At 61.1% G+C, this 24,498-nt stretch carries 23 protein-coding genes; 6 read left to right on the forward strand and 17 right to left on the reverse strand.

The features are described 5' to 3' along the window. Positions 1 to 322: 322 nt before the first annotated feature. The 6 genes from G5332_RS13225 to G5332_RS13250 are packed head-to-tail and all read right to left on the reverse strand — an operon-like array spanning position 323 to position 5,150. On the reverse strand, positions 323 to 1,501 hold the full coding sequence (locus G5332_RS13225; protein ID WP_421311282.1) for a hypothetical protein: 1,179 nt from the start codon (positions 1,499 to 1,501) through the stop codon (positions 323 to 325). A gap of 2 nt (positions 1,502 to 1,503) precedes the next feature. Beyond that, the gene (locus tag G5332_RS13230) at positions 1,504 to 2,166 is read right to left on the reverse strand and encodes an energy transducer TonB (RefSeq protein ID WP_005339371.1); all 663 of its coding nucleotides are present in this window, start codon (positions 2,164 to 2,166) and stop codon (positions 1,504 to 1,506) included. After that, positions 2,163 to 2,564 (reverse strand): ExbD/TolR family protein, encoded by a 402-nt coding sequence (locus G5332_RS13235; protein WP_005339369.1) that lies wholly within the window; start codon positions 2,562 to 2,564, stop codon positions 2,163 to 2,165. The genes G5332_RS13230 and G5332_RS13235 overlap by 4 nt, the downstream gene beginning before the upstream one ends. Continuing rightward, complete coding sequence (locus tag G5332_RS13240; protein WP_323894045.1) at positions 2,561 to 3,091, reverse strand: MotA/TolQ/ExbB proton channel family protein; 531 nt, start codon at positions 3,089 to 3,091, stop codon at positions 2,561 to 2,563. The genes G5332_RS13235 and G5332_RS13240 overlap by 4 nt, the downstream gene beginning before the upstream one ends. After that, positions 3,088 to 4,392 carry a MotA/TolQ/ExbB proton channel family protein gene (locus tag G5332_RS13245; RefSeq protein ID WP_421172856.1) on the reverse strand — a complete coding sequence of 435 codons (1,305 nt, stop codon included), beginning with the start codon at positions 4,390 to 4,392 and terminating at the stop codon, positions 3,088 to 3,090. Before G5332_RS13245 ends, G5332_RS13240 begins: the two co-directional genes overlap by 4 nt. Beyond that, positions 4,389 to 5,150 carry a DUF3450 domain-containing protein gene (locus tag G5332_RS13250; RefSeq protein ID WP_005357258.1) on the reverse strand — a complete coding sequence of 254 codons (762 nt, stop codon included), beginning with the start codon at positions 5,148 to 5,150 and terminating at the stop codon, positions 4,389 to 4,391. The genes G5332_RS13245 and G5332_RS13250 overlap by 4 nt, the downstream gene beginning before the upstream one ends. A 210-nt stretch (positions 5,151 to 5,360) precedes the next feature. Here G5332_RS13250 and G5332_RS13255 point away from each other — a divergent pair, with 210 nt between their 5' ends. Continuing rightward, entirely contained in the window at positions 5,361 to 6,137 is a 777-nt protein-coding gene (locus G5332_RS13255) for a helix-turn-helix transcriptional regulator (RefSeq protein WP_227341671.1), read from the forward strand. A gap of 59 nt (positions 6,138 to 6,196) precedes the next feature. Here G5332_RS13255 and glmS read toward each other — a convergent pair whose 3' ends face one another. Continuing rightward, on the reverse strand, positions 6,197 to 8,029 hold the full coding sequence (gene glmS, locus G5332_RS13260; protein WP_421172855.1) for a glutamine--fructose-6-phosphate transaminase (isomerizing): 1,833 nt from the start codon (positions 8,027 to 8,029) through the stop codon (positions 6,197 to 6,199). A 56-nt stretch (positions 8,030 to 8,085) separates the two neighbouring features. Further along, positions 8,086 to 8,859 (reverse strand): DeoR/GlpR family DNA-binding transcription regulator, encoded by a 774-nt coding sequence (locus tag G5332_RS13265; protein ID WP_005355851.1) that lies wholly within the window; start codon positions 8,857 to 8,859, stop codon positions 8,086 to 8,088. Positions 8,860 to 8,981: 122 nt separating this feature from the next. Here G5332_RS13265 and blrA point away from each other — a divergent pair, with 122 nt between their 5' ends. The 5 genes from blrA (at position 8,982) to G5332_RS13290 (ending at position 14,958) form a co-directional block, all read left to right on the forward strand. Next, positions 8,982 to 9,656, forward strand: a complete 675-nt coding sequence (gene blrA / locus G5332_RS13270; protein ID WP_204419943.1) for a two-component system response regulator CreB — start codon at positions 8,982 to 8,984, stop codon at positions 9,654 to 9,656. Next, positions 9,653 to 11,074, forward strand: coding sequence for a two-component system sensor histidine kinase CreC (blrB, locus tag G5332_RS13275; RefSeq protein WP_204480542.1), 1,422 nt, complete (start codon positions 9,653 to 9,655; stop codon positions 11,072 to 11,074). Before blrA ends, blrB begins: the two co-directional genes overlap by 4 nt. Before the next feature lie 81 nt (positions 11,075 to 11,155). Next, a complete protein-coding gene (blaOXA, locus tag G5332_RS13280; RefSeq protein ID WP_421249748.1) occupies positions 11,156 to 11,950 on the forward strand; it encodes an OXA-12 family class D beta-lactamase in 795 nt (264 codons plus the stop codon). Between the two features lie 120 nt (positions 11,951 to 12,070). Then, a complete protein-coding gene (gene creD / locus G5332_RS13285) occupies positions 12,071 to 13,426 on the forward strand; it encodes a cell envelope integrity protein CreD (protein WP_421249747.1) in 1,356 nt (451 codons plus the stop codon). Positions 13,427 to 13,560: 134 nt separating this feature from the next. After that, the gene (locus tag G5332_RS13290) at positions 13,561 to 14,958 is read left to right on the forward strand and encodes a DUF4832 domain-containing protein (protein WP_421172852.1); all 1,398 of its coding nucleotides are present in this window, start codon (positions 13,561 to 13,563) and stop codon (positions 14,956 to 14,958) included. A gap of 32 nt (positions 14,959 to 14,990) precedes the next feature. Here G5332_RS13290 and G5332_RS13295 read toward each other — a convergent pair whose 3' ends face one another. Genes G5332_RS13295 through G5332_RS13335 form a run of 9 tightly spaced genes read right to left on the reverse strand, consistent with a single transcriptional unit; the run spans position 14,991 to position 24,498 of the window. Next, entirely contained in the window at positions 14,991 to 15,398 is a 408-nt protein-coding gene (locus G5332_RS13295; protein WP_201963356.1) for a hypothetical protein, read from the reverse strand. Beyond that, complete coding sequence (locus G5332_RS13300; RefSeq protein ID WP_421172851.1) at positions 15,395 to 16,522, reverse strand: glycosyltransferase family 4 protein; 1,128 nt, start codon at positions 16,520 to 16,522, stop codon at positions 15,395 to 15,397. Before G5332_RS13300 ends, G5332_RS13295 begins: the two co-directional genes overlap by 4 nt. Continuing rightward, positions 16,509 to 17,000 carry a serine acetyltransferase gene (locus G5332_RS13305; RefSeq protein WP_266135136.1) on the reverse strand — a complete coding sequence of 164 codons (492 nt, stop codon included), beginning with the start codon at positions 16,998 to 17,000 and terminating at the stop codon, positions 16,509 to 16,511. The genes G5332_RS13300 and G5332_RS13305 overlap by 14 nt, the downstream gene beginning before the upstream one ends. Beyond that, a complete protein-coding gene (locus tag G5332_RS13310; RefSeq protein WP_421172850.1) occupies positions 16,997 to 18,211 on the reverse strand; it encodes a glycosyltransferase family 4 protein in 1,215 nt (404 codons plus the stop codon). The genes G5332_RS13305 and G5332_RS13310 overlap by 4 nt, the downstream gene beginning before the upstream one ends. Then, positions 18,208 to 19,218, reverse strand: a complete 1,011-nt coding sequence (locus G5332_RS13315; protein WP_266135138.1) for a glycosyltransferase family 2 protein — start codon at positions 19,216 to 19,218, stop codon at positions 18,208 to 18,210. The genes G5332_RS13310 and G5332_RS13315 overlap by 4 nt, the downstream gene beginning before the upstream one ends. Further along, complete coding sequence (locus G5332_RS13320; protein ID WP_421172849.1) at positions 19,215 to 20,594, reverse strand: capsular biosynthesis protein; 1,380 nt, start codon at positions 20,592 to 20,594, stop codon at positions 19,215 to 19,217. The genes G5332_RS13315 and G5332_RS13320 overlap by 4 nt, the downstream gene beginning before the upstream one ends. After that, positions 20,591 to 21,805: a lipopolysaccharide biosynthesis protein gene (locus G5332_RS13325; protein WP_421172848.1), complete on the reverse strand. Its 1,215-nt coding sequence runs from the start codon at positions 21,803 to 21,805 to the stop codon at positions 20,591 to 20,593. Before G5332_RS13325 ends, G5332_RS13320 begins: the two co-directional genes overlap by 4 nt. After that, entirely contained in the window at positions 21,802 to 23,943 is a 2,142-nt protein-coding gene (locus G5332_RS13330; RefSeq protein WP_421172847.1) for a GumC family protein, read from the reverse strand. The genes G5332_RS13325 and G5332_RS13330 overlap by 4 nt, the downstream gene beginning before the upstream one ends. A 15-nt stretch (positions 23,944 to 23,958) precedes the next feature. After that, positions 23,959 to 24,498 carry a polysaccharide biosynthesis/export family protein gene (locus G5332_RS13335; RefSeq protein WP_266135142.1) on the reverse strand — a complete coding sequence of 180 codons (540 nt, stop codon included), beginning with the start codon at positions 24,496 to 24,498 and terminating at the stop codon, positions 23,959 to 23,961.

Here is a 24,498-nt window from a genome sequence, read left to right on the forward strand (position 1 = left end):
TGAAAATCAAAAATTGTTTTGATGTTCGATGCTGTGAGTGCCCACACAGATTGCTTGATTCAAATTGTTAAAGAGCGTCACGCTTGTCGCGTTGAGGAGGCGCATATTACGCTTCTCACCTCGAAAGTCAAGCGATTGTTTTCGCTTTTCTTTCGGCGCCCACTTCGCTAGGAAGCTGGCTCATCAGGTTGGCGTGTTCCGCCGTGCTGGTAGGGGCGCATTATAGGGAGCCGCGCCGGGATGACAAGAGCTTTTTGCAAAAATGCGTTCGTTTGCTGAAAAAGCGAACTGAACGCCCCAAAACAGCCCCTTGGCACCTCTTTCATGCCGCTTTTTTGCTCAACCCTTCGCTTTGTGCCCGGATATAGTTGACCCAGCTGGTTGCCTTCTGCTGCCAGTTATCCTGTTGCTGCAGCTCACGGGCCAGTTCCAGCGCCTGGGCATACTGCTCCTTATTAAGGTGTGCCTGCACCAGCAGCGCTTTGGCACGATTGCCTTGCTCGCCTTTTACCGACTTGATGGCGGCGAGCTGGATCATGGCAGCATCAGTCTTGCCCTGTTGCAGCATCAGTTCGGCGGCGCGCATGGCAGCTTTGGGCTGACCATGTAGGCTGGCCAGCTGCTGCCAGCTATCAACTGCTTGTGACCACTCCCGGGCACCTTCCCACAATTGGGCAAGCAGTTGGCGATTTTCAGCACTTTGCTTCATCTGTCCCTTGGCCATGGCCGCTTCCAGCAGACGGGCACCACGATAAGGCAGCCCTTGCCAGGCATAGAGGCGGATCAGCTGATTGCGGGCAGACGCATCATCCATCAGTTTTCTGTCGATAGCTGTTTGCAGCAGAGCCAACGCCTGATCGCCACGTTTGGCGGAGAGGTTGAGCGACACCGCCTGCTGCCACCATTTACTCTCTTTGGGTTCGTGGCTGATCAACTCGGCCGCCTGATCGGCAGCCACGCCATAACGTTGCTGAGCGGTGAGGGCGGAGAGACGAATAATGGCGGCCTGCTTCTGCCAACCCTTCTTCAACAACTGTTCGCTCTGGCTGGCGGCGTCACCGTACTGCTTGTTGTGGTAATAGAGGCCGGCCAGACGCAGGCGCAGTGCATCGTCTTGTTTGAGTGCCAGTGCCGCCTTGTAGCTGGCGATGGCGCCAGACCAGTTGGATTGCTGGGCCTGAATATCGCCGCGCAGTCGCAGCAGCTGGAGCTGTTGCTGCTCGGGCCACTCTTTATAGGCAAGGGCCTGTTCGACGTAGCGGCTCGCCTGGGCGGTCTGTTGCAGATTGGCCGCCAGCGAGGCTTGCAACTGCGCCAGCCAGGCACGCTCGGCATCGCTATTTGGCTTGAGGCCGGATGCCTTGCTCTGGGCTTGTTGCCACTGACCAGACTGATAGAGCTTCATCACGGGTTCAAGCTGACGGGAGAAGTGAGGGCTGACCTCCATCGCCAGACAGGCTTGGCCGACCAGGGCCAGCAGACAGATCCAGATCCGCAACATAGTTATGACTCCAGTTTGAATTTGAGCGTGATGACTTGCACCAGCTTGTCGGTGGCGCCCGGTCTCGGCTGATAGCGCCACTTGTTGATCGCCTGAATGGCCGCCCGCTCGAACTGACGCTTGGGCTTGGCCTCGACCACTTCCACATCCTGCACGCCACCTTCAGCATTCACGCTAAAACGCAGGGTGACGAATCCTTCGATCCCTGACTGCTGGGCACGATAGGGGTAGACCGGCTCGATCCGTTGCAGCGGCATCAGCATGTCACCTGCGCCGATACCCGCTCCCTGCTGCTGGCCGTGGTAGTTGCCACTCAATACCGGTGCGGTACTGGTCGCCACTCCGGGGGCATAGACCTGCACCGCGCTGAGGCTGGAAACCAGATCCAGACTCGGCTCAACGGCCGCCAAGGGGGCCGCGGCAGGCATCGGCAGCGGTGTCGAGGCCAATGCCGCGGGAGGCTCTGGCAGAGGCTCGGGTTCCTGCGGTACCGGACGCTCGCGTACCTGCACCTCGGTCACCTCGTTCTGCATATTGATGACGATGGGCTTCTGTTCGCTCGCCACCTTCTCGCCCCGGGGCGGTTCAACCAGCGTGGCCATGAACAGCAGGATGCCCAGACTGAGGGCGATCCCCAGCCCCAGGCTCATCAGCTTGTATTTCATTTCGGCGCCACCGCCACGGCGATATTGGCGATACCCGCCGCCTTGGCCTCATCCATCACCCGCACCACCTTGCCATGGGGCACTCGCTCGTCGGCCTGGATCACCAGACTGGCATCGGGTTGCTCCGCCAGCAGACGGGCGATGGTGGCCTGCACCCGCTCCACATCGATCTGCTTGCGGTCGAGGAAGATCTGACCCTGAGCCCCGATCGCCAGCATGATGCTGGAAGATTTCTGCGCCTTGGCCTGACTGGCCTGGGGTCTGTGCACCTCGAGCCCGGCTTCGCGCACGAAGGAGGTGGTGACAATAAAGAAGATCAGCATGATGAACACGATATCCAGCATGGGGGTCATGTCGATCTGCACTTCGTCACGCTGGCGTTTGGATTGCCGTCTCATTGCATTACCTTCTCTTCTCGCAGGCCGTCCCGGGTCTTGGCCAGCGCACGCTTGGCCTGACTCTCGAGCCGACTGAGTAACAACACGCCGGAGAGCGCCACCACCATGCCTGCCATGGTGGGGATAGTGGCGCGGGAGATCCCGCCCGCCATGCTCTCCGGGTTAAAGCGGTTGGCCGCAGCCAACGCATCGAATACGCCGATCATGCCGGTCACTGTGCCCAGCAACCCCAGCATGGGGCAGAGCACCACCAGGGTGCGGATGAAGATCAGATGACGGTTCAATTCCAGCTCCGCCAGTGCCAGCCAGCGGCTGCGGATCGCCCTGGCGTGCCAGCTGTGGCGCTCACTGCGGGCCTGCCAGCGGCCGAGCAGCTGTTGCTGCAAGGGACCGAAACCCAGATTGAGGTAGAGCAGCCGCTCGATCATCAAAATCCACATCAGCACCAGCAGGGCCAGAATGACCCAGAGCACCGGGCCGCCACGGCCCATGAAGCTCTGCAGCTGTTGCCAGAGGTCGAGCATCATGCTGCTCGCTCCATCCCGTTGTTATTGCTCTCGGCGCGCTCAGCCAGAATGCCGGCTACTTGCTGCTCCAGCACATTGGAGAGCTCGGTGAAGCGCGATTGCAGCAGGCTGTGGGCCAGGATCAGCGGAATGGCCGCCACCAGACCCTGTACCGTGGTGACCAGCGCCATGGAGATACCGCCCGCCATGATCTTGGGATCGCCGGTACCAAACTGGGTGATGGCCTGGAAGGTGCCGATCATCCCGGTCACGGTACCGAGCAGACCCAGCATGGGGGCGATGGCCGCGATTACCTTGACCATGCCAATGCCGCGCTCCATACGAGGAGTCTCCTGCAGGATCGCCTCATCAAGACGCAGCTCGAGGGTCTCCATGCTCAGCTCGGGGTGTTTGTCTGCCACCGTCAGCACCCGGCCAAGGGCGTTGTCGGCGTGATACTCGCCGCTCTTGAGCTGGCGGCGCACCCGACCCAGTTCGCGGGAGAGGCTCCACAGCCGTACCGCCGCAATTCCCAGACCGATAGCAGCCAGCAGCACGATAATGGCGCCGACCTGACCACCTTGCTGTACCTGCTGCCAGAAGGTGGGCGCCTGTGCCAGCATCGCCAGCAGAGTGCCATGAGAAGGATCCAGCGGCAGCGCTTCCCCTTCCTGACCCTGATAAGCCGCAACGGCAGAGAGCACGCTACCGGGCAGACCCAGTACCGGGCTCAAGCCTTCGGCTGTCGGTTGCAGGAAGCCTTCGCTCCCCAGCAGGGCAAAACTGCCAACCCGGGTCAGCGACTGCTCGCTTGCAGCCCCCTGGGCATCGAGCACTTTGCCGTTGAACTGGGCAATCCGGCCAGATTCGCGGATCTCCTGCAGCAGCGTAGCGGGCAGCAGGGCGAGGGCGGCGCGATCCGGCACCTGTTTATCCTGTGCCATGGCTTTCAGTGGGGCGAGACGCTCAGGGTACTGACCCTCGACGGCGGATTCGCTCAGCAGCTTGACTGCATCGCTGGCCCCCTGACGGGTGACCGCGAAGATCTCGTTCATATCGCCGGAGGCTTGCTCCCACCGGGCGTTAAGCTCGACCAGCTGCTTCTCGTTGCTGGCGAACTTGCCGGCCAGCTCCTTGCTCAGGCGCTGGGCCTCGGCCAATTTGGCGCGGGCACTGTTCAGCTCTTTGGAAACAGATGCCAGATCTTGTTGAGCCTGCTGTTCGCGAGCCTGTTCCTGCTGCTGCCACTCATCGGCGACAGCGGCGTTGGCAGCACAGGATAGGGCAATAAGGAGGGGGAACCACTTCATGGTGACTCTCATGATTGGGCCTCCTGACTACGGCTGACAGAGAGGGGGACATTGAGCAACTGGGGAACTTTCTTGTCGGCGGCCACATCCATCGCCTCGGCGATGGGGGAGAGCCACTGGCTATCGAGGGCTTGCCACTGCTTCGCCTCGGCAGACCAGCGCCATGCCTGACTGCGATCGGCAGTCATCGCCAGCAGGGAGACCCGACCCAGCGCCAGCACATCGACCCGACGCGGAGCACCATCCAGCTCCAGCTCGGCGGAATAGCTGTCCATCCGGCTGCCGTACTCGGCTTCAATCTGATAGGCCTGCAGCAACTGACGGAATTTCTCTGCCTCGCTAACGTCTGCGCGAGCCAGGGTCGCTTTCAACTGTTCAACCCGCGCCAGCCGATCTTCCTTGCGCAGCGGGATGTCGTTTTGCACCAGCTGTTCCAGATCTGCCTGCATCTGCAACATCAGCGGGATCAAGCCCTGACGGGTCTCTTGCACCGCTTCCAGCTGCTGGCTCAATTTACCCAGCTCATTTTGCTGATCGGCCACCAGAGATTGCATGTAGCGGTTGTAGGCTTCGAGGTCACGCAGTTGCAGCTGGGCATTTTGCAGCTCCAGTCGTGCGGCAACAGCGGCATCGGCGGCTTTTTCCACCCGCTGCTGGGAGGCTTTCCCGGCAGCTATGCTGTTCTTGAGGGCGGGAGCAACCAGCTCATCCCCGATGGCAGCAAAGTGGACTGACAGTGGCAGCAGGGCCACACCCCATAATTTGTTCATTGAAATACATCTTACTAATGATAACTATTATCATTATCTCAAATGCAGGGCGGACTGGCAACGAGAGGATTTTCTTGGCCTTTATGCACAAAAACAGGATAATTTTTAGACACGCACGGAATAAGTGGCGCCAATAGCCACCGCACAAATATAAATAACGAGAAAAAATCTTTTCGATCAGTGTGATAGAGATCGAAAAAGGAGAAAGTCATGCTCAACGATGCGATCTGGGAACATATCGACAAGTTCACCAAGGCAACAAAAACCAGCGATATCCAGCAACAACTGGAACGCTTCAGTCATCAAATGGGCTTTGATTACTTCCGGCTGTTGATTATTTTCCCCATCAGCATGCAGAAATCCCACGTGGCACTGTTCAACAACTGTCCGACCAGCTGGTTTGACGCCTACAGCGAAAACCAGTATCTGACCCAGGATCCGGTGGTCTATCTGGGGCTGAAACAGACCCAGCCTATCTTCTGGAACAAGCTCGACTGCGACTCGCCCTGGCTGCCCAGCGCCAGCCGCGATGTGATGAATCTGGCTGCCGATTTCGGGGTGCGCAACGGCGTCTCCTTCCCGCTGCACACCCCGCAGGGAGAGCACGGCATCCTCTCATTCATCACCAAGGACAAATCCAACACCGATCTGATGTTTGAAAACGTTCCCCTGCTGTCGTTTTGCGCCAGCTACATCTTCAACTCCGCGCTGCAACTGATCAAAAGCCGGCCTGACCTGATGAAGTACCTGACCGAACTGTCGGATCGGGAGAAGGAGTGCCTGTTCTGGGCCAGCGAGGGCAAAACCTCCTGGGAGATCGCCACTATCCTCGGCATCAGCGAGCGGACGGTCAACTTTCACCTGACCCAGGTGACCAACAAGACCGACTCGAAGAACCGCAGCCAGGCCATCGCCAAGGGGATCACCAGCGGCATCATAGTGCCCTCCCTCGATGAGGTCACCATCACCAACCTGCGGCTGTCGTAACCCCTCAGCCGAAACAAAAAGAGCCGCAATAGCGGCTCTTTTTCATTTCAGAAAGTGACTTACTCAACAGTCACCGATTTTGCCAGGTTGCGCGGCTGGTCGACGTCAGTGCCCTTGATCAGGGCGACGTGGTAGGAGAGCAGCTGCAGCGGCACGGTATAGACGATGGGGGCGATCACCTCTTCCACATGGTTGAGGTTCATGACCCGCATGGTCTCGTCGCTCTTGAAGCCGGTGTCGGCATCGGCGAACACGTAGAGGATACCGCCACGGGCGCGCACCTCTTCCACGTTGGACTTGAGCTTCTCCAGCAGATCGTTGTTCGGCGCCACCACAATGATGGGCATCTCGGCATCGATCAGCGCCAGCGGGCCGTGCTTCAGCTCGCCAGCGGCGTAGGCTTCGGCGTGGATGTAGGAGATCTCTTTGAGCTTGAGCGCCCCCTCCATGGCGATGGGGTACTGGCTGCCGCGGCCGAGGAACAGGCTGTGCTGCTTGTCGGCAAACTCTTCGGCCAGGGTTTCGATATCCTTGGCCAGCGCCAGACTCTCTTTAATACGCAGCGGCAGGGCTTGCAGCGCCTTGACCAGTTCAGCCTCGGCGGACGCGCTAAGGTGGCCACGGCAGTGACCGACCGAGGCCACCAGCATCAGCAGGCCAGCCAACTGGGTGGTGAACGCCTTGGTGGAGGCCACACCAATCTCTGCCCCCGCGCGGGTCATAAAGGCCAGATCCGATTCACGCACCAGCGAGGAGCCCGGCACGTTGCAGATAGCCAGCGAGCTCATGTAGCCGGATTCCTTGGCCAGACGCAGCGCCGCCAGGGTATCGGCGGTCTCGCCACTCTGGGAGAGGGTCACCAGCAGGCTGTTGGGACGCACTACCGATTTGCGATAGCGGAACTCGGAGGCAATCTCCACATCGCAGGAGACGCCAGCGATCTCTTCGAACCAGTAGCGAGCCACCATGCCGGAGTGGTAGGAGGTGCCGCAGGCGACGATCTGCACGTGCTCCACCTTGTCAAAGATGGCGCGCGCACCGTTGCCGAACGATTCGACCACCACGTGATCGCTGCCCAGACGCCCTTCCAGGGTGTTGGTGATCGCTTTGGGTTGCTCGTGGATCTCTTTGAGCATGTAGTGACGGTATTCACCCTTGTCACCGGCATCGTGGGAGAGTTCGGACTCCTGCTCTTCACGCACCACGGCGTTGCCGTTGGTATCGAAGATGTGCACGTCACGGCGGGTCACTTCGGCCACATCACCCTCTTCCAGGAAGATGAAACGACGGGTCACCGGCAGCAGCGCCATCTGGTCGGAGGCGATAAAGTTCTCGCCGATACCGCGGCCGATCACCAGCGGTGAACCGGAGCGGGCCACCACCACGCGGCTGTCGTCGCGGCTGTCCATCACCACGGTACCGTAGGCACCGCGCAGCTGCTTCACCGCAGTCTGCATGGCGGCCAGCAGGCTACCGGCGCTCTTCAGCTCGTGATGGACCAGATGGGCAATCACTTCGGTGTCAGTGTCGGAGCTGAACACATAACCCAGCGCCTTCAACTTTTCCCGCAGCTCTTCGTGGTTCTCGATGATGCCGTTGTGCACCACCACGATATGCTCGGAAACGTGGGGATGGGCGTTGCGCTCGGAGGGCTCGCCGTGAGTGGCCCAGCGGGTATGGGCGATGCCGGTACCACCGTGAACGAACTGCTCGTCGAGCGCCTTGGCCAGCTCGGCCACCTTGCCCAGACGGCGAACCCGCTGCAACGGCTGGTTGGCGCTGAACACGGCCACACCAGCGGAGTCATAACCGCGGTACTCCAGACGGCGCAGGCCCTCTACCAGAATTTCAGCCACATCACGTTGGGCGACAGCCCCGACGATGCCACACATACACTTCTCCTTGAGATGCAAATCGTAAAGTCAGTTGGATGGTTCAGAGCTCGATGTCAGCAAGTGACCGGGGCGCAGATAAGCGTCACCCCCTGGGCTTGAATCTGTTCTCTGGCCTCGCTGGCCAGCCCCTCGTCGGTCACCAGGGTATGGATGCTCGACCAGGGAAGTTCGAGATTGGGGATCTTGCGGCCGATCTTTTCCGATTCGACCATCACAATGACCTCCCGCGATACCTCTGCCATAACCCGCGACAGGCCCACCAGCTCGTTGAAGGTGGTGGTGCCACGCTCCGGGTCGATGCCGTCGGCACCGATAAAGAGCTGGTCAAAGTCGTAGGAGCGCAGCACCTGTTCCGCCACCTGCCCCTGGAAGGATTCGGAGTGAGGGTCCCAAGTGCCACCGGTCATTAACAGGGTAGGCTCATTTTCCAGCTCGCGCAGGGCACCGGCCACATTGAGGGAGTTGGTCATCACGATGAGGCCGCGCTTGTTGCCCAGCATGGGGATCATGGCGCTGGTGGTGCTGCCGCTGTCGATGATGACGCGGTTGTGATCACGCAGCCGCTCGGCCGCCGCACGGGCAATGGCTAACTTTCGGTTCGAAACTTGTTCAGGGTTGACCTCGACCACCATCTCGCTCGGCAAAGGGACAGCACCACCGTAACGGCGCAGCAACAGACCGCCGGTCTCCAGTACCGCCAGATCTTTACGGATGGTCACTTCGGAGGTAGAAAAGTGTTTGGCGAGGGCGTCGACGCTGACTTCACCCTGCTCTTGTACCAGGGTCACTATGGTGTGTCGGCGTTGTTGAGTATTACGTTTGGTCATTTTTAAGTTTCGATTCGAAAGAACATCGAAATATTAGCCCCTTTTTCGGAAAAATAAAACAGCAAATAGGATCCGATTTGGTTCGATGCCAGAATGGGGTGCCAATTTGCGACGAGGATGCCATGCAAAAGAGAGTCATCTGGCTGGTGGAGGATGAGGCCAGCATCGCCGACACCCTGATTTACGCCCTGCAGACCGACGGGTTCGAGGTGGAGTGGTTCATGCTGGGCCAGCAGTTGCTGACACGACTGGAACAGACGCGACCCGACTTCCTGATCCTCGATGTGGGGCTGCCCGACATCAGCGGCTTCGAACTCTGCAAGCAGGTGAGAGCGCTGACCGATATTCCCCTGATGTTCCTCACCGCCCGCAGCGAGGAGATAGACCGGCTGATCGGGCTGGAGATCGGTGCCGACGACTATGTGGCCAAACCCTTCTCGCCACGGGAAGTGTGTGCCCGGGTGCGGGTCATCCTGCGCCGCAGCCAGCCCGTCGCCCCCCAGCCCAGCGCCCTGCTGGTGCTGGATGAGGAACGGGCCCGCATCCATTTTCGCGGCCAACCGCTGGCCCTCACCCGCTACGAATATCTGCTGCTCAAGACCTTGATGCAGGCGCCGGGCCGGGTCTACTCCCGCCAACAGCTGATGGATCTGGTGTGGCAGGATGCGGAGGAGAGTCTGGATCGCACCGTCGATACCCACATCAAGACCATCCGCGCCAAGCTGCGCGAACATGATGCAGAAGCCAACCTGATCCTCACCCACCGCGGGCTGGGCTACAGCCTGGAGCTGGCATGAGACTCGGGTTGCAACTGCTGTGCGGCCTGCTGCTGATCTTCGCGCTGGCCGCCTGGTTCGTGCTGGAGATCTTCGTCGAGGAGATAAAACCCGGGGTGCGCAGCGCCACCGAAGATACTCTGGTAGACATGACCCAGCTGCTGGCGCCGCTCGCCCTCGATGATCTGAAAGAGGGCAATATGATGAACGGGCGGTTGGCCAGTGCCTTCGCCCGCCTCAACCAGAATCCCATCAATGCGATGATCGATGGCCACCTCAAGCAGCAGGCGGAGTACCGCATCTATGTCACTGACCAGAAGGGCATGGTGATTTACGACTCCGACGGCACGGATCTGGGCAAGGACTATTCCCGCTGGAACGATGTCTACCGCACCCTGCGCGGCCAGTATGGCGCCCGCAGCACCCGCACCGATCCCGACGATGCCGCCAGCTCGACCATGTATGTGGCGGCGCCGCTGCGGGAAGGGGCCGAGATCATCGGCTCCCTCACCGTCGCCAAACCCAACCGCACCCTGATGCCAGCCATTGAGCGGGGGGAACAGGAGCTGCTGCGGGCCGGCGGCCAGATGCTGCTCATATCGCTGCTGATCGGCAGCCTGCTCGTGTGGTGGCTCAACCGTGCCATCGGCAAGCTGGTGCACTACGCCGACTCGGTCAGCAAGGGGGAGGCGGCACCGCTGCCACGGCTGCACACCGTCGAGCTGGATCGGCTCGGCCGCTCACTGGAGACCATGCGCCACCAGCTCGATGGCAAAAGCTACATCGAAGCCTATGTGCACAGCCTGACCCACGAGCTGAAGAGCCCGCTGGCCGCCATTCGCGGGGCAGGGGAGATTTTGGCCGAAACGCCGCCCCCCGAAGTTGCCAAACGCTTTATCGGCAACATCAATCTGGAAACCGCCCGCATGCAGCAGCTGATCGAGCGAATGCTGCAACTGGCGCGGCTGGAGTCGGGGCAGGGGCTGGATCGCCAGTCGGTGGAACCGGCAAAACTGGGCAAGCGCACCCTCGACGCCCGCCAGATCATCGCCCAGCGCCGTCAGGTGGTGCTGGTAGCCGAGCTGGCCAGCGCGCCGAAACAGAAGTGGGATCCGCTGTTGGTGGAGCAGGCCATCGGCAACCTGCTGGATAACGCCATCGACTTCTCTCCCGCCAACGGGCAAGTCACCCTGAGCGGCAGCCAGCAGGAGGAGGGCTACTGTTTTCGGGTCACCGACTGCGGCCCCGGCATTCCAGACTACGCCCTGCCGCGCATCTTCGAGCGCTTCTACTCCCTGCCGCGCCCGGACAAGGGCAAGAGCAGCGGTCTCGGGCTCAGTTTCGCCCATGAGGTGGCCCACCAGCATGGCGGCCGTCTGACCCTGAGCAACCGGCCGGAAGGGGGCGCGCTGGCGGAACTCTGGCTGCCGTTCGCCTAGTCCCCCCCGCAACTTCACATTCCCCACACAAAGCGGCATTAGACTGCCGCTTTCTCTCATCCATTTGCTCAAGGAAATGCTATGCCCCGCCTGCTTCTCTCCAGCCTGCTGGCTGCCGGTCTGCTCGCAGCCCAGCCTGCCTCCGCCGCCAGCGGCTGCTTTCTCTATGCTGACGGCAACGGCCAGACCCTCTCCAGCGAAGGGGACTGCTCCAGCCAGCTGCCGCCCGCGTCCACTTTCAAGATCCCGCTGGCGCTGATGGGTTACGACAGCGGCTATCTGGTGGATGAAGAGCATCCAGCACTGCCTTACAAACCGAGCTATGACGGCTGGCTGCCCGCCTGGCGTGAAACCACCACCCCGCGCCGCTGGGAAACCTACTCGGTCGTCTGGTTCTCCCAGCAGATCACCGAATGGCTGGGGATGGAGCGCTTCCAGCAATATGTCGACCGCTTCGACTACGGCAACCGGGATCTCTCCGGCAATCCGGGCAAACATGACGGCCTGACCCAGGCCTGGCTCAGCTCCAGCCTCGCCATCAGTCCGGAGGAGCAGGCCCGCTTCCTCGGCAAGATGCTCAGCGGCAAGCTGCCGGTCTCGGCGCAGACCCTGCAGTACACCGCCAATATCCTCAAGGTGAGCGAGATCGACGGCTGGCAGATCCACGGCAAGACCGGCATGGGCTACCCGAAGAAGCTGGATGGCAGCCTAAACCGCGATCAGCAGATCGGCTGGTTCGTCGGCTGGGCCAGCAAACTGGGCAAACAGCTGATCTTCGTCCATACCGTGGTGCACAAGCCCGGCAAGCAGTTCGCCTCCCTCAAGGCAAAAGAAGAGGTGCTGGCCGCATTGCCCGGGAAGCTGAAGACCCTGTAATTCCTCCAGAAACCGGCGCAATGCCGGTTTTTTTATCCCCCTTCACCGCCACTTCACACAAGCCCATCACCACTTCACGCCGGACTGACAGACTCACTCCATCCAACAAGGAGACGTGTCATGGTCAAACAGATATTCACCCACAAGATATTTCTGCTGCTGTTGCTCAGCCTGCTGCTGATGGTGCCGGTGCAATCCATCATGGAGCTGAACCGGGAGCGTCAGGCTTACCGTAATCAGGCCATTCACAGCATCATGGCCAGCAGCAGCGGCCCGCAACGACTGATGGGGCCCATTATCGTGCAGCCCTATACCCGTTCGGTGACGGTCGAGCAGGAGGGCAAGCGCTTCGTCCGTCAGGAGCAGATCTACCGCTACCTGCTGCCGGAGCAACTGGACATCAGGGCCAACATGGAGGTGACCCCGCGCAAGCTGGGCATCTATCAGGCGCAGGTCTATCAGACCCGGCTCTCCCTCTCGGGCCGCCTGCCAACCCGGCAGAGTCTGCTGAATGACGCGACCTCACCGCTCGGTGAAACGGCCGAGCTGGTGGCGGGCAAACCCTACCTGAGCCTGGTGCTCTCCGATGCCCGCGGTATCAACAGCGTCCCCGAGCTGCAGCTCGGCACACAGCGGATCCCGTTTGCCCCCGGCGCCCGCCTCGGTGATGCGCTCGCGGGTATCCATGCCCCGATCGACAGCCTGCCGCAGCAGGATGGCACCTTCCATCTGGAGCTCAATCTACAGGGGATGAACGCCCTCGACATAGTCCCGCTGGGCAAGGAGAGCACCCTGCAGCTGGCGGGCAACTGGCCCCACCCCAACTTTATCGGCGACTTTCTGCCGGGCAGTCGCACCCTGAGCCCACAAGGGTTTGAGGCCAACTGGCAAACCAGCTGGTTCGCCAGCGACATGGAGACCCGCTTCAACCGGATGATGAACGGGGGCGATAGCAATCTCTCCACCTTCAGCGTCAGTCTGGTGCAGCCGGTGGATCACTATCAGCTCAACGAACGGGCGGCCAAGTATGCTCTGCTCTTCATCGGTCTCACCTTTATCAGCTTCTTCATGTTCGAGCTGCTCAAGGGGCTGAGGGTTCACCCGATCCAGTACGCGCTGGTAGGCATGGGGCTGGCCATCTTCTATCTGGTGCTGCTGGCACTGACCGAACACCTCGGTTTTGGCTGGGCCTATCTGGTGGCCGCGCTGGCCAGTGTGCTGCTCAACGGCTTCTACCTAAGCCATGTGCTGGGCGGCCCGAAGCAGGGGATCGGCTTCGCGGCGCTGCTCGGGCTGGTCTATGCCATCCTCTACAGCCTGCTGCAGGCCGAAGAGATCGCCTTGCTGCTCGGCGCCCTGCTGCTGTTCGCCACCCTGGCGCTGATCATGCTGCTGACCCGCAAGCTCGACTGGTATCAGGTGATGGGGCAACAGAGTGTCGAGACCCGCCCAGCCGGACATGACAATGACGACTGAGGGCACAACCTCCGTCAATCTCTGACCGAAACAACAAAGGCTTCAGTCGGTTCTTCTCGAAAACAGCGGAACCGGCTGGGCCTTTGTCCGCCAATTTCCTAGCATGCAATCATGTTCCACTGGCGGACGATCACATGAAAATGCATCCGGGCAGGATCCTGCTCTATTCCGGCTTGCTATGGGCTCAGGGAGCTCTGGCCGGTACCCTCACCATTCATCCCGAACCGGTCGACGACCTCTTGCACAATCCCGGCGTCGGTATCGAAGAGTTTCACAACAGCTGGGGCCATCCCCTCTCTCTGGCTGAACATCCGGTCAGCACGGTCGACTACTTCCGCTTCTACTGGAGCGAGCTGGAGCCACGGGAGGGCGAATACAACTTTGCTCTGATCGACAGGGCCATCGATCAGGCACAGCACGCCACCCCGAAACAGTCGATTGCCCTCAGGGTCATGACCCTTGATGAGCCCTTCTCGGGCAGCAAGATCCCGGGGTGGCTCATCAACAAGGGGATTCGGGGAGAGTGGGTGAACAACCACCAGACCTTTGTGCCCGACTACAGCGACCCGCAGTTCCTCGCTCGGGCCACCCGGCTGTTCCAGGCGCTGGGAGACCATTACGATGGCAATCCGGCGCTGAGTCATGTCGACATCGGCATGATAGGTTCATGGGGGGAGTGGCACATGAGCAACTTCCCCGGCCCGACGCTGGAACAGCGCTACAGCAGCGAGCAGCTCAAACCCTATGTTGACCTGCAGATGGCCGCTTTTCCGCGCCCCCCCAAGCTGATGCTCATCAACAACCTGCCCATGTTCGAATATGCCGTGGGCAAGGGAGCTGGCTGGCGGGCAGACTGCCTCGGCGACTGGCACCACTTCTCCCAAAATTGGAGCCACATGCGCAACGCCTACCCGGAACGACTGGCGAGCGCCCGCACCGATGTGGCGAACTTCGATTCCAGCTGGCAGCGGGCGCCGGTCAGTTTCGAGGTGTGCGGCAAGCTGAGCGAGTGGCCAGGCCAACAGCAGTACACCATGGAGGAGGTCAAGGCCACCTTTGACTGGGCGCTGGCCCAACACGCCTCCACCATCAATCTCAAATCGGATCCGGTTCCGCCCCAATATCGACCCATCGTCGACAATGCCCTGCGCAAGCTGGGCTATCGCATCGTGCTGGACCAGCTGACCCTCAAGGGAACCATGAAGCCGGGGGCTACCCTTGCCCTCAACGGTGACTGGCACAACGACGGAGTCGCGCCGGCCTATCGCAACTGGCCTCTCACCTACCGGCTGGTCAACGAGGAAGGGCAGGTCGGCGCCATGCTGGTGACCCGCAACGACATGACCCGCTGGATCCCGGGCAGCAAGGCTACCACTCGCGACAGCCTGACCCTGCCGGGCCGGATGGCACGCGGTCACTACTATCTCGAGCTGGCCTTCATCGGTCAGGACAAGCAACCCGCTTTGCAGCTCGGTATTGCAGGTCTGGAAGAGAGTGGCTGGTATCGTCTGGCCGAGCTCGACATCCAGTAACGCAAGAGGGCTCCCGCAGGAGCCCTCTTTCATCACATCAGCACGCTCTTTTTGAACAGATCCCACACCCCGAACGAGAAGTGCTTGAAAATGTCGATGCCAAGGGCCGACTTCACCAGATAGAGCAGCAGCACCATGCCGCAGATCGCCAGCAGCAATAGCAGGGTGGTCAACAGCACCTTGAGGTGAAAGCGAAAGCCGCTTTCCCGCCCGCGATGACGGCGATCCCGTCCCATCAACACCACCAGATAGCAGCGCCAGCGACCGATGCCGAAGGCGCTGTTGACGTTGATGGCGTGCGACTTGCCGTCACTCATCAGCCGCAGCGCCTGCTCGATACCGTCGCGCTGGGTTTCACTCAGGCTCTCGGCCACCTCGGGGGAGAGAGCACGGTAGAAGCGGTCGATCGCCCCCTGCGACTTCTGCTGTAGCGAGTTCATTGCTTCTCTCCTTGCGGCTGGCCCATGGCCTTGCGGTAGACCGCCATGGTCTGGCCGGCGATCCGCTGCCAGTCATACCGCTGCAGATAGTCGCTGTAATCGACCTTGCCGCGAGTCAACTGGGCGTTGAGTCGCTCTGCCAACGCACTCACATCGCCGACCGGAAAATAACACTCCTGTTGCAGTGCCACCGCCAGATTGGCGGGAATGTCGCTCACCACCACCGGCAGGGAGAAGGAGAGCGCCTCCAGCAGGGCTATCGGCAACCCCTCGTGATAAGAGGGCATGGCAAACAGGGCCGCCTGTGAAAAGACGCTGATCAGCGCCTCGCCATTGAGGAAACCGGTACGGATCACCCCTGGTGTTTCATCCGCTATCCGCTGCAAGTGCTCGCTGTAGGGGGTTGGGTGATCCGTATCCCCCACCAGCACCAGCGGCAGCTTGGTATCGAGCTGGCGATAGGCTGCGATGAGGTCGTGCAGCCCCTTCTCCTCGACGAAGCGGCCCACCGCCACCAGATAGTTGCCTGCACTCAGCCCGAAACGGGCCAGCGTCAGCGCCCTCTTGTCCGCAGCAGGCAGCGCGACCCGTTTCACCCCGTTGTAGATGAGGTGGGCATCCTGGCGATCGTACTGGCGGCGGATCGCCTCGTTGATCACTTCAGAGATGACGATCACCTCGCTGGCATAGCGTACCGCCCAGCGCTCGCCAAGGCGTAATACCCACTTGGCCAGCGCCCCCCACTTCTGGCGGTCATAGTCGGGACCGTGATGGGTAAAGACCACCCGCTTGCCAAGCAACCTCAGCAGCGGTACCACCAGACCCGGGCCGATGGCATGGACATGCACCAGATCGCAGGCATGACGGCGGCAGTAAAAAGCCGCGAGCAGAGAGTGAAGGATTGCCTCCAGCGACTTCTTTTTGGGGGCGGGCAACGCCTTGAGAGCCACCCCTTCAAACTCGCCGCTTCGGTAATTCACATAGGGGGCACGAGCCAGCACGGTCGCCGCCACGTCGAACTGGCGGTGCAGCTCCGGATAGAGGGACTGACAATGGGTTTCGACACCGCCCAGTACATGGGGGATCCCCCGGGTACCGAGCACGGTCACACTAATCTGCTTCATGATCTTCTCGAATGATTCTGGCGGGATTGCCCGCAACAACGGCGCGAGCCGGGACGGAACGAGTGACGACGGCGCCGGCACCGACACAGGCATGATCACCAATGGCGATTGCCCCGATAACGATGGCGCCGGTGCCGAACTCGACCCCGTCCCCCACGGTGGGCGAGAGGAGCTGGCCGCTCTCACGATCTGGCTTGTTACCCAGGGTGCAGTTGTGGCGCAGGGTGCAGTCACGCCCCATCTGCACGCCGTCACCGATGACGATATTCTGCGGGTGATAGAGGCGCAGACCCCAACCCAGCCGGGCTCTTGGCGAGATATCGAGGCCACACAGCAGCTTGAATCCCTTGAGCAGCAACAAGCCGGGCAGCCTCATAAAGCGGTCTCCCTGTGCCAGCCGGTAGCAGAGCAGGAACAGGCGCGCCGTCTTGCTCGGATTGAGCGCCAGTTCGGCTTTTAACTCGTGCCAGAAACTCATCTCTGCTCCTCAAGCAACGACTGGTAGAGCGCCAGCAGAGCTTGCTGATGGCTGGCGAGGGAGTAGTTGTCGATCAGCCGCTGACGGGCCGAACGCCCCATGGCCGCCGTCTGCTCCGGCTCGGCCACCAGCCTGTCCATGCAGCGGGCCAGCTCGTCGGCATTGCCCGCCTCGAACAGCAGGCCATCGAGACCGTCGCGGATCTGCTCCGGAATCCCGCCAATTCGAGCCCCGATCACCGGTTTGCCATAGGCCATCGCCTCCAGCACCGACATGGAGCAGTTCTCGTACCACTCGGACGGCACCACCACGGCCTTGGCGTGACGCAGCAGATCGAGCAACTCTTCCCCCTGCTTGAACCCCAGCAGTTCGGCATTGGGATAATGCTGCCCGATGTGCGCCAGCAGCGGGCCACCGCCCACAATTTTGAGGCCCGCCGGCCGCGTCATGCGCTGATGGGCACGGGCAAGCGTCTCGACCCCTTTCTCGGCCATCAGGCGGCCGAGGAACAGAAAGTACCCCCGATCCTCTCCGCTTTCACGGCTCGACTCGACATCGATACCATTGAGGATCACCTCGATGCGGGAAGCGGGCAGCCGGGTGCGAAGCATCCCGGCCATGAAGGCGCTCGGCGCCACCAATGCATCGACTTGCTCATAGTTGCGGCGCCACTGTTGCCAGGCCGCCTCAGCAGAGAGCAGCAGGCTCTTGCCCCACGAACCCTCCTGCCACTGATGGCGAAACAGCTTGAGCCAAGAACCCTCGATCCGGGTCAGCTCGAACGGCTCGCCATCGACCAGCATGCTGTAGTTGGGACAGGCCACCTTGTAGTCGTGGGCTGTCAGCACTGTCTTGCAGCCCAGGGATTTGGCCACCCGGATGATCGCCGGGGTGAGCTGGTGGTAGATGTTATGAAAGTGAACGATATCGGGCCGCTCTGCACGGATAAGCTCCGCCAGCCGATCACAGGCCCCCTGATTGTGGATGAAGCGAGCGGCGATCTTCAGCCGATCGAAGAGCCCGTGCCGCTGGTGATAATCGACGTTGGCCGGAAAGTAGCCACTCTGGGGCGAGGGGAGGTTATCCGGATGCTGCATGGCAAAGTCGATCACCTGATGACCAGCCTGACGCACCATCTCCCGCTCCTGAAAGAGGACTGTCTCGGCCCCCCCCTTCATGAAAAAGAACTTGTTGGCAAAGAGCACCTTCACGGCAATGACTCCTGGATCAGACGATGGGCGGGCGCCTCGCGCGGGGAGCGCTGGGGCAACAGCAGGCCGCGCACCAGCCCGGCTGCATAGATGGAGAGGTTCATGACACTGCGCAGGGCATCTTGCAGGGATCGGTTCTTCAACCACTTGAGAGCGATGAAGCCACCCAGCGGTGCCAACGTCAGCAACGGCAACCAGAACGGCAGCCCGGCTACGAAAAGCAGTACGCAGAACAGCAGTGTCAGCAGGTAGAGCCCGAACAGCAGCTCGGAGCGGATCACCGACAGCACCTCGCGAAAATAGGGCTGTCCCCACGCCGAGCGCACCAGCTCCCCGCTGGCAAACAGATACCCCATGCGCCAGCGGTAACGGATCAGGGCAAAGGAGTCCATGGTGTGGGAGGTGTGAAAGAAGAAGGGGACATCGAGCCGCTCCAGCCGATAGCCAGCCTGACGCAGCCGGATGCCCAGCTCCGCCTCTTCGTAACCGTGCAGGTTGCGATTGGTGAGATAGCCGATCTGCTCGATGGCGCGGCGTCGAAACAGGCCGCCACCACACAGCCAGCGCGACTCGCCCAGCGGGTAGATCTGGTTGATGCGCTGCTTGCGCGACTTGAACTCATAGCTGTGGGCATCATCCATCTCGGCCCGCCCGGCCACGCCACCGCATTCGGGGTGGGAGTGCATGTGCGCAATAGCGGCCGGCACAAACTCCGGCTCCAGCTTCATGTCGCCATCAAGCAGCAGCAGGAACTCCCCTTCGCTGAAGAGGTAGCCAAGCTGTGGCCCCACACCACAACAGCGATCGGCCGGGTTGGTCAGGCTCACCACAGTCACCCCCAGCTGGCAGGCGATCGACTGGGTACGGTCGGTCGAGAGACTGTCCGCCACGATAATCTGGTGGGAGTAGTCAGCCAGAGCGCTCCTGATGCTGGCTATGGTGTCGGCAATCCCAGCCTCCTCGTTGTAGGTCTTGATGATGACGGAGATAAGGGGGGATGGAGTCATGACACCTCACAAGAGCTGGTGGCCTGCCGAACCGAAGAACGGATCACCAGGGCGGCACCCAGCACGAAATAGAAGAGGAACTGCTGCACCGGGATCAGCATCAGCAGCTGGCTGTAAGGCAAGCTCAGCAGGCAGGCGATCCCGAACGCGATGAAAGCGGGTTGGTAGCTGAGCAGACGCACATCTGCCGCGCTCAGCAGCTGGCGATCCAGCAACGGGCGGGGACGGCAGCACCAGAGCAGCAGAACGATCAGCGCGATGAAGATCAGGGTGCCCATCAGCCCCACCTCCCACAGCAACACGCTGAGGGAGGTGGAGTCGAGCAGCACGTTGAACAGGGGGTTGAGAAAACCGGGCAGGGTGCTGCCATGGTTGGTGGTGTTGAGGCCATAACCAAACAGCAGATTGCTGAGACCGTGGTGATCACCGTTGCTGGCCCAGAAAAAGAGCGTCGTCACCCGCCCCAGCTCGCCGGTTTCCGGGTTGATGTGGTTGGGATCGAAGATATAGCCGAGGGAGTCGATAAACAGCTCAATGGCCCCCTGTTGCCCGGCCCCCTCGAACGCGGATGAGTAGGAGGCAGCCAGCACCAGAACGGCCACGGCCACCAGTGCAGTCATCGCCAGCGCAATCAGCAACAGACGCTTGAGGTCATAGCTCTTCATCCCCCTGACATAGCTTGGCGAGAGCCAGACCCAGGCCAGCAGCAAGGGGGACAACAGGATGACGAACTTCACCTCGGCCAGCACGCAAATGGCAAAGGCGGCAAGAATGTGAAAAGCGACCGAACGACGCGAAATGAGGCCGTGGCGAAACTCGGAGAGCTTGATCAGCATCACCAGCAAGCAGAAGAAGCCGAGTGCACCGGTATTGCCGCCCCCCATGGGATCCCCCCCGAAAGTACCGACCACCGAGTCCCACTTCTCAAACTCGCCGCGCATTGCCACCCGCTTCGGCACCACCACCAGCACCTGAAACAGCACCACCGGGATCTGCAGGTAGAAGACCCACTCCACCAGCTTCATGATGCGGTAAATCTGTGACTCGCGGCAGAAGCCCAGTAACAGGCAGGGGAGCAGCAGAGAGAGCGCCAGCTCGTTCTTGAAACCGATGATAGTCACCATGCCCCCCTGCTGAAGCAGGGTGCCCAGCAGCGCCAGCACCAGCAAGCCACTGTAGAGCAGCAGCAGCACCTTCTCCTGATAGTCGAGCCGCAGCGGGCTGTAACGCGTCTGCAGCGGCAGCAACATCAAGGTGGCAATCGCCAGCAGGAAGGGCAGCCAGAGGAAGGCTGTAATGCCGGTGACGTACTGGGCCAGGCCGCAGATCACCAGCGACAGCAGCAGATTGGCCTGCATGATGAGAGCACTGTTCACGAGGCCAGCTCCATCCGCCCCTGCAACTCGGCAGCCCGGCGGTTGACCCGCAAAAAGACGAAGCCGTAGCGCACCGCAGTCAGCAGAGAGAAGGCCAGCACGCAGAGCTCGTACTCCTGATGCAACCAGGGCAACAGCACGAAGGCGATCACCACGGCCAGCAGCTGCTCAAGCTGGATCCGCAAAAAGTAGCCGGGCGAGCCAAACACCAGCTCGATTACGGTCAGCGGGCAGATGGCTACCGCAGTAAACACATAGGGCAACATGTAGCGGGAGGTATCGATGGAGGCGATCCACTCCGCATTGAAGAACCACTTCATCATTAGCGGATAGCAGATGAGGATCCCGAGGGTGGCCGCACTGCCCATCGCCAGCAGCAGCCGCTTCACCTTGCGAAACTCCTCCCCGTTGAAACGGCGCAGGCGGAAATCCTCCGACCATCGCGAGAAGATGGAGTGGCGGATGGCGTTGCCGACAATCACCACGGGCGCCAGACAGAAGCGGTTGACCACGGCAAAGTAGCCCGCCACCAGAGGGGAAAACCAGAAGTTGATCAGCACGGTCGGCAGATTGGCCGTCACCATCGCCAGCACCTCGGCACTGCCAACCCCAGCCAGATGCGCTTTATGGCGGGAGAAGAAGTGCAGCAGGCGGCGCGGGGCCGCCTCTCTCAGCATGGAACTGTGCCAGGCAAAGGCAGACCACAACCAGCCACCGATCACCACCAGCAACAGACAGGCCCATAACTGATAGAAGTACGCCATGTCAGGGGCCAGCAGCAGGCAGAGCAACACCACGGCAGAGGCCGAGATACGTTGCAGACCGAGCAGCTGGTAGTGGCCGGCCCGCAGGGCCAGATTCTCGGCGATGAGGATCAGCCCGTGGGTCACGGTCAGCAGGTAGAGCGGCCAGAGCGGCAGCGAGAAAAAGCAGACCACCACCAGCACATAGGGGATGGGGAGCAGCCAGACCTGCAACAGGGAAAAGATCAGATTGCCGGGCAGCTCGGCCTCCTCCAGCTTGGGCAACAGCAGTTGCGAGGCAAAGGTGGCAAGCTGGGCACCGATCAGCACCAGACTGTAGCTGAGGGCATAGAGCCCGACCGCAACCATGTCGAACTTGTGCGACAGTGACCAGACCGAGAACGCCCCGATCAGCTGGGATAGCACGGAAGCACCACCTATGGTGGTGATGCTGCGCAGCAGTTTCATAGCGCGCCCCGGGTGGGTGCACCACAGAATCTCAGGTTCTCCGCTCCTTCCAGATCGCGCTCGGAGACCTGGGTCAGCACTGTCCCCAACACCGCCACTCTGGCATCCCGCAGCTGTGCCAGCACGCTCAGCACCCGACTGGCCGGCAGCTGGCCGGACTGGATCACATGAATGGCACCATCCAGCGGCTGCCCCAGCAGCAGGGCATCCTTGCCGACTTCCAGCGCAGGGGTGTCCACTATGATGCGGTCAAACTGCCCGGCCAGAGTTGCCAGCAGTTCGCTCCAGCGTGGCGAGCCAAGCAGTGCCAGCGGGGAGGAGACCGGCTGGCCAGCCAGCAGCAGGGTCAATCCCTCTTTTGGCACCAGACAGGCAGCCAAATCGGCTTCGCCTGCGAGCAGCTCGGCCAACCCCGGTCTGGCTGCCTGCCCCAGCAACTGGCGACCAAGGGAGCCCCGGCGCAGATCCCCATCCACCAGCAGCACTCGCTCATGGCGGGCAAAGCTGGCGGCACAGAGAGCCGCCAGCGTCGACTTGCCCTCACCAGCACGGGTCGAGGTGATCATGATGCGCTGCAGCTGACCCGACTCCAGCCGCATAATGGCGTAGAGGTCATCGGCACTGGCACCTACTCTGGGATTGACCGCCCCCACCCGCAGCAGGGCACTCTGATCCTGCAGGGCCGCCAGCCGCGGGATTTCACCAAGCACCCGACCACCGAGCTGGGAGACCAGCTGGCTCAGACGATCCAGGGTATTGCGCAGCGCTCCGGCAGTGATGACTACCAGCACGGCAACCATGCCCGCCATGATCACCACCATCAGCAGAAACAGCATCTTGTTTGGTTTGGCAGGCAGCAAGGGCACCGATGCCGCGTCGTAGAGGATGGCATTCGACTCGTGCAGCTGAGCGTTCAGGCGGGTCTCTTCCTGACGGCGAAACAGCTCGTTATAGAGCTGACGGGTCTTGTCGATATTGTTCTTCAGGTTGTTGTACTCATCCTTCTTGACCGCCAGCGAGGAGAACTCCCGCTTCTTCTCGTCAAGCTGGGCGAGGTACTCCTGCTCCTTGCGCTGGCTGCTCTGATAGCGATCCTCGATACCGTCGGCAATCTCCCGCATCAGCTGGTTTGATTGGGTATTGAGCGCCTTGATGCGCGCCTCGGCCTGCAGAATACGGTCATGCTTGGGGCCATAACGCTTGGCCAGCTCGGAGAGCTCCTGCTGGGCCTTGATGAGGGCGATGCGCAGATCCTGCATCTGGGGGTGGTTGGAGACCTCGGGCAGGGAAGCCAGCGCCGCCGGATTGCGGCCGTACTCCTGAATGGACTGGAATTCGGCCTGCGCCGCCAGCCGCCGCTCGCGGGCATCCGCGTACTTGTTGGTGATGATACCGAGCTCTTCGGTTTGCAGACCATCTACGCCGCGAAACGTCAGCAGATCATTGCGGGCAAGAAAATCGCCGAGCTGCTTCTCCTGCTTCTCCAGACTGGCCTTTATCTCCACCAGCCGGCTCTGGTTCCAGTGCGATGCCGTGGTGTTGGCATCGACCCGCTCCTCCACATTGAGATCGATGTAAGTCTGGGCCACCTCATTGGCGACGCTGGCGGCCAGCTCGGGAGAGCGGGATTCGAACCCTATGCTGACCAGCTGGGTATCGCGCACCGGCGAGACGGTCAGGTGTCTGGCCAGATACTCCAGCGCATGCTGGTGGCGTGAGGAGGCATCCTCCTGATGTGCGGCACTCCAGAGCCCCTTGATGCGGCTCAGCCAGCTGTCGGGATTGGGCTGTCCGTTGAATTCCGGCAACTCGGCCAAACCCAGATGAGTAACCACCTTCTCGGCTACCCGGCGTGACTTGAGCAGCTCGAACTGGGTGTTGTAGTACTCGCGGCGGCTGGTATCGACCCGGTAGACGGGCTCGATAGGGGAAGCGCTGTTGGCATCTGCCTTCAGCAGCAGGGTCGCACTGGATTGATAATAGGGCGGCATGCTGAGGATAAAGGGGGCTGCCGCCAAGGTCACCACGGCGGCAAACAATACCACCTTCCACCAGTTTGCCTTGAGCACCCGCCAGGGGCCGCTGAAATCGAGGCGACTCTCTAGCGCACGGCCATTTTCAACCAACAATGAAGTCATGAAGAGCGTCCTGGATTAGAAGAAACTTTGTTCGATGATGATGATGTCGCCGGGATTGAGCTGCCGTTGCAGGCTCACCTCTTCCAGCAACTGATCGCAGCCATTGAGGCGCAGGCTGATATCCCGTCTGGCGGCGCGATCGGTGAAACCACCCGCCAGCGCGACGGCCTTCTCCACCGTCAGGCCGGGCTGGTATTCGTAGCCCCCCGGGTGAGCCACCTCGCCAGCAACAAACACCTGGCGGAAAGTGGTCACGTTGACCGTCACCATGGGATCGAGCAGCACGCCGTGCTTGAGCCCTCTGGTCAGCAGCTCGGCCACCTCAGCGGTGGTATGGCCCATCAGCAACACCTGACCCAGATAGGGGTAATTGACGTGGCCACTGGTATCGACCTTGAACTTCATCGACAGATCCGGCTCGCCATACACCCGGATTTCGACCTCGTCCCCCGGCGCCAGCCGGTAGGCGGAATCGTTGCCTTGCGGGCTCTGGCCAGCCCAGACCGACAGGCTGAACAACCAGCCAAGCAGAAGCACCATCACGCTTTTGTTCAT

The sequence above is a fragment of the Aeromonas sp. 603757 genome, from assembly GCF_049171255.1.
GTDB lineage: Bacteria > Pseudomonadota > Gammaproteobacteria > Enterobacterales > Aeromonadaceae > Aeromonas > Aeromonas veronii_A.